This is a genomic window from Aquirhabdus parva, assembly GCF_003351745.1.
In the GTDB taxonomy this organism is placed as follows: domain Bacteria; phylum Pseudomonadota; class Gammaproteobacteria; order Pseudomonadales; family Moraxellaceae; genus Aquirhabdus; species Aquirhabdus parva.
The window spans coordinates 305,106-317,896 of record NZ_CP031222.1; the positions used below are offsets into that span (position 1 = coordinate 305,106).

General features: G+C 47.1%; 12 protein-coding genes. 5 read left to right on the forward strand and 7 right to left on the reverse strand.

Annotation, left to right across the window (positions count from 1 at the left end):
• Positions 1–61: 61 nt before the first annotated feature.
• From HYN46_RS01390 to pabB, 7 genes are all read right to left on the reverse strand, one after another.
• Positions 62–1,366 carry a homoserine dehydrogenase gene (locus HYN46_RS01390; RefSeq protein ID WP_114897773.1) on the reverse strand — a complete coding sequence of 435 codons (1,305 nt, stop codon included), beginning with the start codon at positions 1,364–1,366 and terminating at the stop codon, positions 62–64.
• Between the two features lie 152 nt (positions 1,367–1,518).
• Positions 1,519–2,322, reverse strand: coding sequence for a DsbC family protein (locus HYN46_RS01395; RefSeq protein ID WP_114897774.1), 804 nt, complete (start codon positions 2,320–2,322; stop codon positions 1,519–1,521).
• Positions 2,323–2,457: 135 nt separating this feature from the next.
• Positions 2,458–3,387, reverse strand: coding sequence for a site-specific tyrosine recombinase XerD (gene xerD, locus HYN46_RS01400; protein WP_114897775.1), 930 nt, complete (start codon positions 3,385–3,387; stop codon positions 2,458–2,460).
• 130 nt (positions 3,388–3,517) lie between these two features.
• Positions 3,518–3,814, reverse strand: a complete 297-nt coding sequence (locus HYN46_RS01405) for a DUF6587 family protein (RefSeq protein WP_162818055.1) — start codon at positions 3,812–3,814, stop codon at positions 3,518–3,520.
• 8 nt (positions 3,815–3,822) lie between these two features.
• On the reverse strand, positions 3,823–5,661 hold the full coding sequence (gene feoB / locus HYN46_RS01410) for a ferrous iron transporter B (protein ID WP_407640783.1): 1,839 nt from the start codon (positions 5,659–5,661) through the stop codon (positions 3,823–3,825).
• A 29-nt stretch (positions 5,662–5,690) separates the two neighbouring features.
• Complete coding sequence (locus HYN46_RS01415) at positions 5,691–5,978, reverse strand: FeoA family protein (protein ID WP_114897777.1); 288 nt, start codon at positions 5,976–5,978, stop codon at positions 5,691–5,693.
• Between the two features lie 135 nt (positions 5,979–6,113).
• Positions 6,114–7,658 carry an aminodeoxychorismate synthase component I gene (gene pabB / locus HYN46_RS01420; protein WP_114897778.1) on the reverse strand — a complete coding sequence of 515 codons (1,545 nt, stop codon included), beginning with the start codon at positions 7,656–7,658 and terminating at the stop codon, positions 6,114–6,116.
• A gap of 293 nt (positions 7,659–7,951) precedes the next feature.
• On the opposite strand from pabB, the gene filA (HYN46_RS01425) reads away from it, so the two are divergent.
• The 5 genes from filA (HYN46_RS01425) (at position 7,952) to filB (ending at position 12,685) form a co-directional block, all read left to right on the forward strand.
• On the forward strand, positions 7,952–8,950 hold the full coding sequence (gene filA, locus HYN46_RS01425) for a putative pilus system protein FilA (protein WP_114897779.1): 999 nt from the start codon (positions 7,952–7,954) through the stop codon (positions 8,948–8,950).
• 116 nt (positions 8,951–9,066) lie between these two features.
• The gene (locus HYN46_RS17220) at positions 9,067–9,297 is read left to right on the forward strand and encodes a hypothetical protein (RefSeq protein WP_162818056.1); all 231 of its coding nucleotides are present in this window, start codon (positions 9,067–9,069) and stop codon (positions 9,295–9,297) included.
• A gap of 95 nt (positions 9,298–9,392) precedes the next feature.
• Positions 9,393–10,370 carry a putative pilus system protein FilA gene (gene filA, locus HYN46_RS01430; RefSeq protein ID WP_114897780.1) on the forward strand — a complete coding sequence of 326 codons (978 nt, stop codon included), beginning with the start codon at positions 9,393–9,395 and terminating at the stop codon, positions 10,368–10,370.
• Between the two features lie 143 nt (positions 10,371–10,513).
• Positions 10,514–11,659: a hypothetical protein gene (locus HYN46_RS01435; RefSeq protein ID WP_162818057.1), complete on the forward strand. Its 1,146-nt coding sequence runs from the start codon at positions 10,514–10,516 to the stop codon at positions 11,657–11,659.
• Between the two features lie 183 nt (positions 11,660–11,842).
• Positions 11,843–12,685 carry a putative pilus system C39 family peptidase FilB gene (filB, locus tag HYN46_RS01440; RefSeq protein WP_210009479.1) on the forward strand — a complete coding sequence of 281 codons (843 nt, stop codon included), beginning with the start codon at positions 11,843–11,845 and terminating at the stop codon, positions 12,683–12,685.
• The last annotated feature ends 106 nt before the right edge of the window (positions 12,686–12,791 follow it).

Sequence of the window (12,791 nt, forward strand, 5' to 3'; positions counted from 1 at the left end):
TTCAATCATTGAAGGCTTTTTTTGATGAGGAGTGTTTTCTGCTCTTTATGCAGAGCGTCCCTTAACCATCTAAATTTTCAAGACGGATACGCACGACAGGGGCTTCGATTGCGCTTAATGCTTCGATATCACGAATCGCCGTATTCATGGTAGCCTCAAGTACAGGCTGGGTCAGAATAATCACGGGTACATTGCCTTTGGCTTGAATCGATTTCTGTAGAATCGCATCAATGTTAATGCCAGCACGACTCAAAATGCCTGTGACATCTGCCAGCACACCCGGATGATCCTGTGCAGTAAGGCGCAGGTAGTAGGCGGTGGTCATCTGATCGGCGTTCAGGATTGGGGTGTTATGCAAGGCATCAGGTTGGAATGCCAAGTGAGGAACACGGCCTGTACCTTCATTGCCAAAATTACGCACCAAGTCGACGACATCCGCAACAATGGCTGATGCAGTCGGTCCTGCGCCAGCGCCTGAACCATAGTACAGGGTTGAGCCGACGGCGTTAGACTGTACGAGAACCGCATTTTTTACACCGTTAACATTGGCGATCAAGCGGTTTTCAGGAATCAGGGTTGGATGTACGCGCAATTCAATGCCCGCATCGGTACGCTTGGCGATTCCCAGATGCTTGATGCGATAGCCCAGTTCTTCAGCATACGTCACATCTTCTGCAGTGAGCTTGGTAATGCCTTCGGTATAGACTTTTTCGAATTGCAGTGGGATACCGAATGCCAGTGAGGCTAATAGGGTCAGCTTGTGTGCAGCATCAATGCCTTCAACATCAAAAGTGGGGTCAGCCTCAGCATAACCGAGCGCTTGTGCTTCTGCCAAAACGTCTTCAAAGGCACGGCCTTTTTCACGCATTTCGGTCAGAATGAAGTTGCCTGTGCCATTGATGATCCCTGCCAGCCATTCAATGCGGTTGGCAGACAGTCCTTCGCGCAGGACTTTAATGATGGGGATTCCACCTGCAACTGCGGCTTCAAAGGCCACATAGACACCCGCAGCCTCGGCAGCTTGGAAAATCTCATTGCCGTATTCGGCTAATAACGCTTTGTTGGCGGTGACGACATGCTTGCCGTGCTGGATGGCGGTCATCACCACATCATGAGCGAGTGTAGTACCACCGATCACTTCGACAACGATATCGACATCGTCTTGCTTGGCGATATCCAGCAGATCATCACTGAGTTTGATGCCTTCTAAGCTTAAATCTGGACGTGCGCGGCGGCTACCAACGTGAGTAATTTGAATCTCATGACCTGTACGACGCGCAATTTCTGCTGCATTGTCCTGTAGTAAGCGCACTGCGCCACCACCTACGGTTCCTAGACCCAAAATTGCCAGTTTGACTGGTTTCACAAGCAGATGCCTCGCGTACAGATTTTAAAGGCGCTTATCATAGCCAAAAGTGACTATTTTCTCTAGTCTAATCCCACGCTTTCCCGCCGCTTTGTCAAAGTTTTCAAGAAAGCGGGGAAAGCCAAGTGAGGGGTGTTTTTTACGAAATGCGCTTATTTAGCGATTTTCAGTGCTTTGGCCAGATCATCAGCAGGGATGTAACCTCCCAGATAATCACCATCAACGGTATAGAGTGCAGGAGTCCCATTGACACCGATCTTCATACCGATTTGACGTTGAGCCATGACGGGATCCGCACAGGCTGGGGCTTGTACGGGGAGACCATGCTTGGCGGTCGTGATTGCCGATTTACGGTCCTCACTACACCACACAGCTTTATTAACTGCGACATCAGCGGGTGACCTTGGCCAAGCCAGATAGCGGACTTCAATGCCTTTGGCGTTGATTTGATCCATTTCTGCATGCAATTTACGGCAATAACCGCAATCGACATCGGTAAAGGCATAAACCACGGCTTTGGGTTTACCTTTTGGAGAGAAGATGATCATGTCTTTATCGGCAACGGTTGCAAGCAAACGTTTGGCTTCTGTTGCATTGAGCGCGTCGGAGACATTGGTCACAGTACCTTTGCCTAGTTTTACCACATTGCCCTGCAATAAGAACTGTCCATCGCCGCTGATAAAGACTGGTGGAACATCATCAAACGTGACCCAATAGATATTGGGTAGTTCGGTACTGGTGATGGCATTGATATGCGCAGGAATTTCCGCGGTTTTGAGGTGTTCAACAATCGCCTTGCGCACAGATTCAGGCGCGTTCCCTGTAATTTCATCGCTTTGCTGTGTGGCAGCAGCGACAGGAGCAGGTGCTTTTTTATCTGCCGCTTCCGGTGCAGCTTTGCTACAACCGCTGATCGCCAAGAGAAGTGTGGTCGCAATAGGGAGTAGCATTTTCATACGAAAAAATCCTTAGTTTTAAACGGTCTTGAGGTATTCAATTTTGACTAGGCAATATCATAGCAAACCCAAACACAGATTCACTGTAGTGCGCTTGTGAGAACGTGATTAAGAGTGATGTTTTCGATCATCGTACTATCCGCGCGGATGAAAGGTGCCATGCAGCTCTTGTAGACGTGCACGTGCGACATGAGTGTAGATCTGCGTGGTGGATAAATCACTGTGGCCCAAGAGCATTTGTACCACACGCAAGTCTGCGCCATGATTCAGTAAATGCGTTGCAAAAGCATGACGCAAGGTATGCGGCGAGAGTTCACTTTGAATATCGGCAATTTTGGCGTAATTTTTAATCGAATACCAAAAATTCTGCCGAGTCATAAAGCCGCCGCGGACGGTGATGAAAAGCGCATCGGTGACTAAACCGTGTGCCAGTTCTGGACGTGCGGTCTGCAGATAACGGGACAGCCAGTCCACCGCAATTTCACCAAGAGGCACGAGTCGTTCTTTGCTGCCTTTGCCTTTAACGCGGATGATGCCCGATTTTAAGTTAATGCCATTTAAGGTGAGTCCTGTAAGTTCAGAGACGCGCAGGCCACAGGCATACAGCACTTCAAGCATGGCTTTGTCACGCAGGCCAATCGCGGTGTTTATATTAGGGGCTTCAAGTAAGGCTTCCACATGTTGTTCTGAGAGATCTTTGGGCAGTGGGCGGCCTAAGGTGGGTGTCTTTTGGTTGGCAGTGGGATTGTCATCACGCGTGCCGAGTGCCAGTTGCAGTTTAAAAAACTGCTTAAAGGCAGACAGGCTGCGGGCGATGGAGCGCGGACTTCGTTCGGCGCGAGTGAGGGTCAGCAGATAATCATTTACGTGTTGTGCAGACCATGTTGGCAGCGGGGTGTCATCAAACAGCTGGGCTTGTTTTAGATCGCTTAAATAGGCATTACGGGTATGAGGACTGACAGCCTGAGCCACCAGATTGTCACGAAAGACTTGTAAGTACGGTGCGTCATCAGGAATCGTCACCGGAGTCGGTAGGCGCGGTTTACGGGCTGGGCGCGAGGTCATGTCAGCAAAATCTGTTTTGATGGGCAGTGATGAGGTGTATTGTATAACACGAAAGTCAGCGCAATGATTACAGAACTTGATTCAAAGCTCTGTCTGCCTTGAATCGGCTTCAATGTGCTGTTATTTGCGATTAATGGCAACCTGAGCTTTTGGAGGGTGTGGTTTTCCATTGGACTGCTTGTTCTTGTGGTGCAGCAGGATTCGATGCACAAGAGCTACAGTTGCTACAACCGCTCCCACAGCCGCCACCACTGTTTAAAGCGGGTGCAAGCCATTTGCTGAGTTTAGGATATCCATGCATTTGAGCCATTTGCGCTAAACGTTGTTGCTGACGATGCACTACATTGGGTAGTATCCGCCGCAGCATAAAAAACACACTCCAACCCAGCAAGGCCGCAATAATGGCGGTCTGTACAAGTTCACTCATGATCGAATTCATAGTAATGCCTCCGCAACATGGTAGGTGATGAGGGATGCGCCATAGGCCAAGCTAAACAAATACAGCGCCATAATCCCAACGTATTTCCAAGAGCCTGTTTCGCGGCGTACGGTTGCCATAGTCGCAAGGCACTGCGGGGCAAAGATAAACCAAGCCAGCAATGACAGTGCAGTAGGCAATGACCACTGACCTGCGATCAGACTACCCAATTGGTGACTGACAGCGTCTTCATTGCCTGATAACGCATAAACCGTACCGAGCGCGGCAACCACAACTTCACGTGCGGCCAACCCTGGAATCAGTGCAATACAGATTTCCCAAGTAAAACCAATCGGCGCAAAGATGGGTGCAATCACATGACCAATCTGACCGGCAAAGCTGTAGTCGATGGGGGGTAAGGTTGCGCCAGCAGGGGGCTGTGGGAAGTAAGCCAAAAACCACAAAATCACGATCAGCGATAAGATGATGCCGCCGACACGCTTGATAAAAATTGTTGCGCGTTCATAAAGGCCAATCCCGACACTGCGCCAACTGGGCAAACGATAGCTGGGTAGCTCCATGAGCAGGGCGTGATCACTTTGGTCACGGCGAAAGCGCTTCATGACGAGGGCGACCAATAGCGCGCTGATGATGCCACCAAAATACAATGCAAACAGCACTAAACCTTGCAGGTTAAACAGTCCCCATACCGTCTTGACCGGAATAAAAGCACTGATCAACAGGGCGTAAACTGGCAGCCGTGCTGAACAAGTCATCAGCGGTGCAACCATGATAGTGGTTAGCCGATCACGAGGGTCACTGATACTGCGTGTCGCCATGATGCCCGGTATCGCACAGGCAAAACTGGAGAGCAACGGAATAAAGGCACGACCAGTTAGTCCTGCTCCAAACATTAATCGATCCAGCAAAAATGCAGCGCGGGGTAGATAGCCTGACTCTTCAAGCATCAAGATAAAGAAGAACAAAATCAAAATTTGCGGCAAGAAGGTTAAAACCGTCCCAAGTCCGGCAAAAATACCGTCTTTGAGTAAGCTTTTCAGCATCCCGTCAGCAAGGAATGAGGTCGTCCAATCACTGACCGCTGCAACGGTGTAGCCGATGCCATCCATAAAAGGAGCGGCCCAGGTAAACACGGCCTGAAAAACAAAGAACATTAATGTTGCAAGGATCGCAAGACCAAATACGGGGTGCAGCAAGACTGCATCTAACGCATCATCACGCTGGTCAGTGGTCCGAGGCATGACGACGGTCTCAGCCAACAGTGCGCGCACTTGGGCATGAATGTCGTTTTGTTCTGCATCTTCTGCAATAAGGGGAGCGCGAGGTATCTGATTTTCAAAAGCCTTCAGCAGATCCGCCGCGCCATGACGTTTCACGGCAACGGTTTCAATGACTGGAACACCGAGTGCGTGAGACAGTTTCGCGACGTCAATTTGAATGCCACGACGCCTAGCGTCATCCATCATATTCAATGCAATTACCATTGGGCGGCCGAGGCGACGGATTTCCAAAGCAAAGCGTAGGTGCAGCCTTAAGTTGGTTGCATCAATCACGCAGACCAGCAAATCGGGGAGTGCTTCACCAGCAAGCTCGCCTAAGCAAACTGCACGGGTCACGGCTTCATCAGGGCTCGTAGCATCCAGACTATACGCACCGGGTAGATCCAAGATGCGCACATGACGACCGGAAGCTAAAGTCAGAAAGCCTTCTTTACGCTCAACAGTCACGCCAGCGTAATTGGCGACTTTTTGGCGTGCGCCAGTAAGCTGGTTAAACAGGGATGTCTTACCACAATTGGGGTTGCCCACCAATGCAATATGTTGAATGGTATTGATCATCTGATCAGCATTCATCGCTGCAGCGGTCATTCAGTGATCTCCTCGACGAGGACACGGGCAGCTTCGCTCCGCCTCAGTGCAAAACGCGTAAAACCAATCTGAACCAACAAGGGATCTCCACCAAAGGGGGCGGTCGTAATCAACCGAACACGTTCGCCCGGCACAAATCCGAGCTCTTTAAGGCGATGTGCAATCATGTCCATCGGTGCATTTGTGACTGTTGTTGCCTTTATTACTTCATTCGTGACAGCTTGGTTCTCTTCGACAGAGGTGATTGTGGCAGTCGTATTTTTGGATAAGTCGGAAAGGCGCACAGCAACAGATAACCTAGGTATAAATGAGAATTATTCCTAGTTTCAACCTTTGACGGAATTCTGTCAAACGCTATTTATGTCTGAGCGTATTTTTTATGTGAGAAGTCTATGATCTCAGTGATCATCATCAGTCTATCAATGACGGTGATATTGGTTGATGCAACTCAATATGGCGCCGATTTTATCGAGGCATTCTTGGTATTCGGCATCCATTTGGGATGCGACAGTGATTCCTCCGCCTGCCCAAGCGACCAGTTCATCATGATTCTTTTGTAGTGTGCGTATAAGAATGTTGAACTGGCCTGAGCCGTCATGATTTAGATAGCCAAACGACCCACAGTACGCTCCTCGGGGTCTTGCTTCAAGCTCAGCAATAATCTCCATGGCACGTTTTTTGGGTGCACCCGTAATGGATCCACCGGGGAGCGCATCTATAAGAACATCTAATGGTGATATGCCCGGCTCTAATTGCGCCCGTACTTCACTCACTAAATGATGAACCTGCGCGAAACTTTCGATCTCAAAGAGTACAGGAACCTTGACTGACCCTACGATGGCATGACGGCTTAAATCATTCCGCAGCAAATCAACGATCATCAGGTTCTCACTTTGGTCCTTCTCTGAATCTAAGAGCTTATTCTTAAGTGCCCTGTCCGTGAGTGGGTCCGCAGAACGCGGCAAAGTGCCTTTAATGGGGCGGGTGATTACGTTATTGCCTTCTTGGCTTGACGTCTGCCCTGTAAAGGCTAAAAACAGTTCTGGTGAGCAGCTTAATAATTCATGCGCGCCAACTCGCATATAACCTGCATAAGGGGCTTGCGTGAGTTCAAGTAGATTATCTAAGGCGTCGAGCAGGCTTCCAGAGACTTCTGCTATAAAAGGCTGCGTGAGATTGACTTGGTAACAATCCCCAGCATGCAAATAAGACTGAATCTGATCAAATGCATCGCAGTACTGAGATTTAGACCATATCGCTTGAAACGGTTTAGACACATTGAAGCGTGATGTTGTGACTGAGCCGGTTTGATCAGAGCCACCGTGTTCAGTGTTATTGGGAATGTTTGTTAGCCTGAAATGAATACGTTGATATAACTCAGACAGTGCCTGATCGTCAGGACCATATACTACCCAGTCGTTTTCTACTTTTTTGAGGAAAATATCATAATCACCCATCGCTGCGATGAGTTGTGGTGACGTGATTGAATCTACAGCCCGTGGGTTGTACGGGTTCCCAGCCAAGTCATACCCGATAAAGCCTGCTAGGCCACCTTGAAACGTATTTTGATTAATGACTTCTAGATGTTCGGTACTGAAAGTTTGCTTTTGATCCGAGTGCAGAGCGCGTAATTGTGAAAAAAAGTCAGACGTCGAGGATTCGTGATCTGGATGTAATTCGCCTAAAGAGGTGCGCTTGAACAACGTGGTTTTGGGTGTAGCCGAATTGGCGTGCGCAGTCAGCAGCCATTTTGGGCAAAAAGCGATGATTTCTTGCTCAAATGATAGAGGAATTGAGTCGTCAAATTTGTTCACTGCAAATCGGTGAAAATAGACAAGTCCAGTGGACCAATCAGTCAGCGTTTCGTCAAAAAAAAACGGTTCAGAAAGTAGCTTTAAAATCGCCGAAGTTTTGACTGACGACAGCTGTAGTCTTTGGATTACATGAGATGAAGAAACTGTCATTTTTGTGTCTTTTGGAAAATCGCGAGGCGTAAATTCATAAATTTAATCTATTGAAAAATATAATAAAAAAACCTGAAAACCGTTTATTCTGAAACTTAGCCGCCTGTCGGGAGGATTACAAAAAGCACAAAAAACACTTGCGACAAATACACACTTCATTGTACTTTGATCCCTGTTAGACATGCTATTAAAAACGCAATGCAAGGACGCGAAGTTTAGTTTGATAACTAAAGTTGAGTCTATGCGATACAGGCAAAAGTCAACTATCAATAAATGCTCTGGGAGAGTAAGCAATGAAATTATTTACACAACTCGCACTCGTTACTGCAATCGCTACTAGCGGCAGTGCATTCGCTATGCAAACGATGAATGATTCTGATCTCAGTGCAACCACTGGTCAAGACGGTATCACGATTCTGATTGCTCCGCCAAAACTGACAGGCGCACAGCAAACATCATTGGGCGTGACTCAAACCAATGGTATTTTGATCGGTGCAGCTGTGTTGCATGATAAAGACGGTATTGTTGACGCAACCAACACAGCCGGTACTTCTGGTGGTGCGATCATCATCGGTGATGCAAAACAAGCGAACTCAGCAAACACAGCTGGTACTCAACTGGGCATCTTCGGTAGCACACCAATTAGCGTTGCAATTGATGCTTCTGGCGGCGGCGCAGCTGGTACTGTGTCAGGTAGTTCACCAGTGTTGAACGTTAAACTGGGCTTGCCAGCTGACCTGTTGATCCGTACTGGTGACATTTCTGTAGACGGTTCTAACCGTGGTGCGATTGCTGTTGGTGCTGCAGGCGCTACTGCTGCTAACGCTGCTGTTGGTGGTACTACTGGTAATGCGGTTAAAGTATTGAACAGCATGGATATCGCTTTGGGCGGCGCAACAATGAACATCCAGTTGGGTCACACCCCACAAGGTGCATTCATCAATGCAGCGGGTACCATCACTGGTGGTTTGTCAATCGCGAACCTGTCTGTACATGATGCAACCTACGATGGCGTATCATTGGGTGGTGATTTGGGTGTAAGCCGTTTGACAGTAACTGATACTGGCTCTGCTAACCTGACTCTGAATGCTGGCATCACTGTAACTAAAGATGTAGGCACATTGTGGGGCGGCGCAGCATCAGCAGGTGGTTTGGTAATCACTACTGCGGGTAATGCAAGCGACATCATGCTGCAAAACGTTACTTTGGGTTCAGCGAACTCAACTTTGGGCGACCTGCAGTTGATCAATGTTCAATCTGCTGGTACTCACATTGCGATCCAAGGTCACTAATTTAATTTAGTGCTTTGAAAGCAAGAAAAACTAAGGCGGCTTTATGTCGCCTTAGTTTTTTTATTATATTAATGTTGGGTGCGTAATAAAAAATCAAAAAAGATATTAGATGTTGAATGTCTAAGTTTGAAATAAGTGACTATATTTTGGAATGGTGTTTAAAGAATTGTAAAGAAAGTGTGACGTATGGTGTGGATGTAGATGATTCAGTTGTTAGTATGTTGAATACATTGGTAATAATAAAAGTACCACTTGTCGGGCGGATTACAAAAAGTATAAGAAAAACTTGCGATGATCCCCTGCTTCGTTGTATCTTTGCTAAAGAAAGTTGTGGTATGGAAATATAGTATCAAAGGGGTTGTAAGTAGTCCGATATAATGATGTTGGATTATTGGGGTGGTTTTAAAAAATTATTAATTATTAATGTTCTGGGAGAACATAGATGAAATTATTTACTCAACTCGCACTGGTTACTGCGATTGCATCAACAAGTAGTGCATTTGCGATGCAAAGCATGGATGACGCGGCGCTGAGTAACGCGACTGGTCAAGACGGGATTACTATTCTTATTTCCCTGCCAAGTAATAATCTGAAAATTGACCAAATTGCTGTTTTTGATGGCGATGGTACTACAGGTGCGCTGGAGTCTGGTGCCATTGTATTGGGTAAAAATGCCAATGGTGCAGGGATTGCGGCAGGTACTGCTCCGACTTTAGGTACGGGCTTTAGTATCCAAACCAATAATTCTATTGGTCTGGTGATCGATTCTAGTGGTGGTGGTGCTTCTGGTGCGACTACAGGTGCTGCTCCAATTTTGAATATTGCTGTTAAATTACCTTCACAGTTTGATGTTACGACTGGTGATATTGGTGTAGCGGGTGCTTCAGGTGTCGCTGGTGCTTATAAAGTGGATGCGAACACCACAACTGGTAAGGGTGTTGTGAAGATTCTGAACAGCATGACTATTGGTTTGGGCGGTGCTAGTCTAAATATCCAATTGGGTACACCAACGGCAGCTCAAGGTGCGATGATCGCGGCTAATGCAACAATTACTAACGGTTTGAGCATTGCTAATATCGGTCTAATTGACGGTAGCACAAACTATACTGGTACTTTAGGTGTAGGTAACTTGGTCTTAACAGGTGGTGGTGCTGCAAGTGCAAGCGATCTGAAACTGACAGCGAATATTGATTTTGGTACGGCTGCCAATCTAACTACGCAGTTAATCAAAAATCCAGATGGCAGTGCAGTTACAGCAGGTGGCATGGTCATCGGTCTGGGTAATGCAACAGCGGGATCTGCAAAATACAATGCTTACCTACAAGGTGTAACTTTGGGTGATGCAGCATCAACTTTGGGTGATATGCGTATTACTGGTTTAGATTTGACCGGTGCTAAAGTTGTTATCCAAGGACACTAATTTTAGTCCTTTGACCTAAAGATGTGATTACTAAGGCGGCGATGAGCTGCCTTAGTTCTATCTAGCGTTTGGTAATTTAAATAATAATTTTATGTAAAATTCAAGATGTAAATGGATTTAATTGTGTACTAGGGAGTATGGGTATGAGAGGTCTATGTAGTACTTTTATTGCGCCAAGCCTGTTACTGGGTTCGGTGTTGCTCCCTGTATCTGTATGGTCGATGGATGCATTGACTGATGGCCAGATGGATGCCACAACTGGACAAAGTGGTCTTTCAGTTTTAATTATCCCGAATTCTGTTTCAAATATCCCTACGATTCCAATTGATAGCGTCACGTTAGGGGACTCTAACGGCATTCCTGCGAGTAGTCTGGCGGGCTATGGCAGTGCTGCATCCTTGCGTACCGACTTAACCAAAGTACAGTTTTTTGGTTCAGCAAGCTCAGTTGTGGATGGCGTGGGCAATACAATTAATACTGGCGCTCTGAACACCTATTCCATGGGGTTGACTATGGATGTATCAGGCGGTGGTGCGGCGGGTGCTGGGATCGGCGCGAATCCAACTTTGTCTGCAAATCTCAGTCTGGCTCGGGTCAGGACGATCGGTGTTTTCTTTAATACCAATGCCAATAGCGCAGGTAATTTGCTGGGTCTTGTGCCTAAGGGTGCAAATCTTGCTGGGGCGCTATCTGTTAATGATCCGACGATCACCCCGATTCTGTCCGTAGGCACTTATGCGTATTCGGGTACTGCGGCAACGCCTATTTCTACAGTTTCGGCCTCCCCACAACGGATGAATATCAATTTCGCCAGTGATGTCAGTATTGGTCTGAAGTTGGGTGCATTTGGATCTGGGCCCATGATTGCCTTTAATAATCTAAATATTGCATCCATTGATTTCAATGGTCAGGCATTGAATCTGGAAAGCCCGAATGCAGGCAGCACAAACTGTACGACCAATGTGTGTTCCTCGCGCTTGAGTGTCACGCCGTCTATTACGGGGTTGAACCTAACGGGTGCAACGGTAGATCTGCTCACAACAAGTCAAATGCAAAGCGTATTCTCAACCGCGACTACGGGTGGGCTTTTGCTTCAAGAAAGTGCTCTGAGCGGTGCAGGTATGGTCTTCTCTAGTATTACTGCTGGAACACCCGGCAATGTTTCAACCAATACGTCATTACCTGCGGGTACTGCCTTTGCGGCTGGCATGGGCAATGCGCCTATGGGGTCGTTTGGTGTTGTGGGTATGGGGGCGACCAACCTGAAAATTGGTGTGAGTGGTATGTAACATTACATAAAACTCTTGGCCAGATGCAAAAAAAGAGTGAACTCATAACAGAAAAACGGTATCTTCTTCAATTATACGGACGCGGATTCACATTTCTCGCTGGTGAAGCGCTTATTGTGGGTCTGATTTAATCAGGACGGTTCAGCAGTTACGCTGGCGAATAAAAGAAAATAGTTCATTATGCTGCTACTTCTCACGCTTGGTTCGGCGCTGATGTATAACTTCGCGGCCGACACATTTGACACCGCAGATATCCCTGGCGGTTCTGTTTATTACACCGAATTAACGGATTCGCGCTTAACCAATAATAGCAGCGCGCTCATGCATCAACGTCCTGTGGTTGTGAAGCCACTGTCGTCGACACAGTTTCGCGGTATTGTGAAGCAGGCTTATGACTATAGCTGTGGATCGGCAGCACTCACAACACTGCTTAATGGCTATATGGCGCAAACCAAGAACGAACGCGAAGTCATGGATGGCTTACTGAAGTATGGTGAGTATGATCGTATCATTCAGCGCCGTAGCTTCTCACTGCTGGACATGAAGCGCTATGTGAATGCGATTGGTTTTAACAGTAACGGATTCCGCGGTACGTTCCAGGATCTCGTTAGTCTGGATAAACCGGCCATTGTTCCGATCGCCTATGCGGGTTTTAAGCATTTTGTGGTATATAAAGCATTCAAAGACGGGCACGTCTTTGTGGCTGATCCTGCTCTGGGTAATATCAGTTTTACTGCCGCACATTTTCAGGAAGTGTGGGATAACAGTATTATGTTTATCATTACGCCAGATGTTGGTCAGCCAACGAATAATCTATTGGCGTTACAAGATGGGGATATGCGCGTTATTGATGACGCGTTGATCAATCAGTTTGCATTGGTTGATGTGAAGTATCCTGAATTGGGTCGTGAGCAACAGCGTGATGCTGCCGCAACCATGCAACGCGTGATCGATAGTGATCCTAACTCTCCAACATATAATAAAGCGATTAATACTTCACTCAGGCTTTATTACAGTGGTCGATAGAGAACATTGATCTGATTGTGTCGCATGAAAAATAGGGTATTCAGGGAATTTTGACAAAAGTCGTGATTTTTGTTGATGAATAAATAATTAAGGGTGATGGCTGTTA

Coding starts and splice junctions, on each gene's coding strand:
- HYN46_RS01395 (WP_114897774.1), bottom strand. CDS start 2,322: ATGAAAATGCTACTCCCTATTGCGACCACACTTCTCTTGGCGATCAGC.
- xerD (WP_114897775.1), bottom strand. CDS start 3,387: ATGACCTCGCGCCCAGCCCGTAAACCGCGCCTACCGACTCCGGTGACG.
- HYN46_RS01405 (WP_162818055.1), bottom strand. CDS start 3,814: ATGAGTGAACTTGTACAGACCGCCATTATTGCGGCCTTGCTGGGTTGG.
- pabB (WP_114897778.1), bottom strand. CDS start 7,658: ATGACAGTTTCTTCATCTCATGTAATCCAAAGACTACAGCTGTCGTCA.
- filA (WP_114897779.1), top strand. CDS start 7,952: ATGAAATTATTTACACAACTCGCACTCGTTACTGCAATCGCTACTAGC.
- HYN46_RS17220 (WP_162818056.1), top strand. CDS start 9,067: ATGTCTAAGTTTGAAATAAGTGACTATATTTTGGAATGGTGTTTAAAG.
- filA (WP_114897780.1), top strand. CDS start 9,393: ATGAAATTATTTACTCAACTCGCACTGGTTACTGCGATTGCATCAACA.
- HYN46_RS01435 (WP_162818057.1), top strand. CDS start 10,514: ATGAGAGGTCTATGTAGTACTTTTATTGCGCCAAGCCTGTTACTGGGT.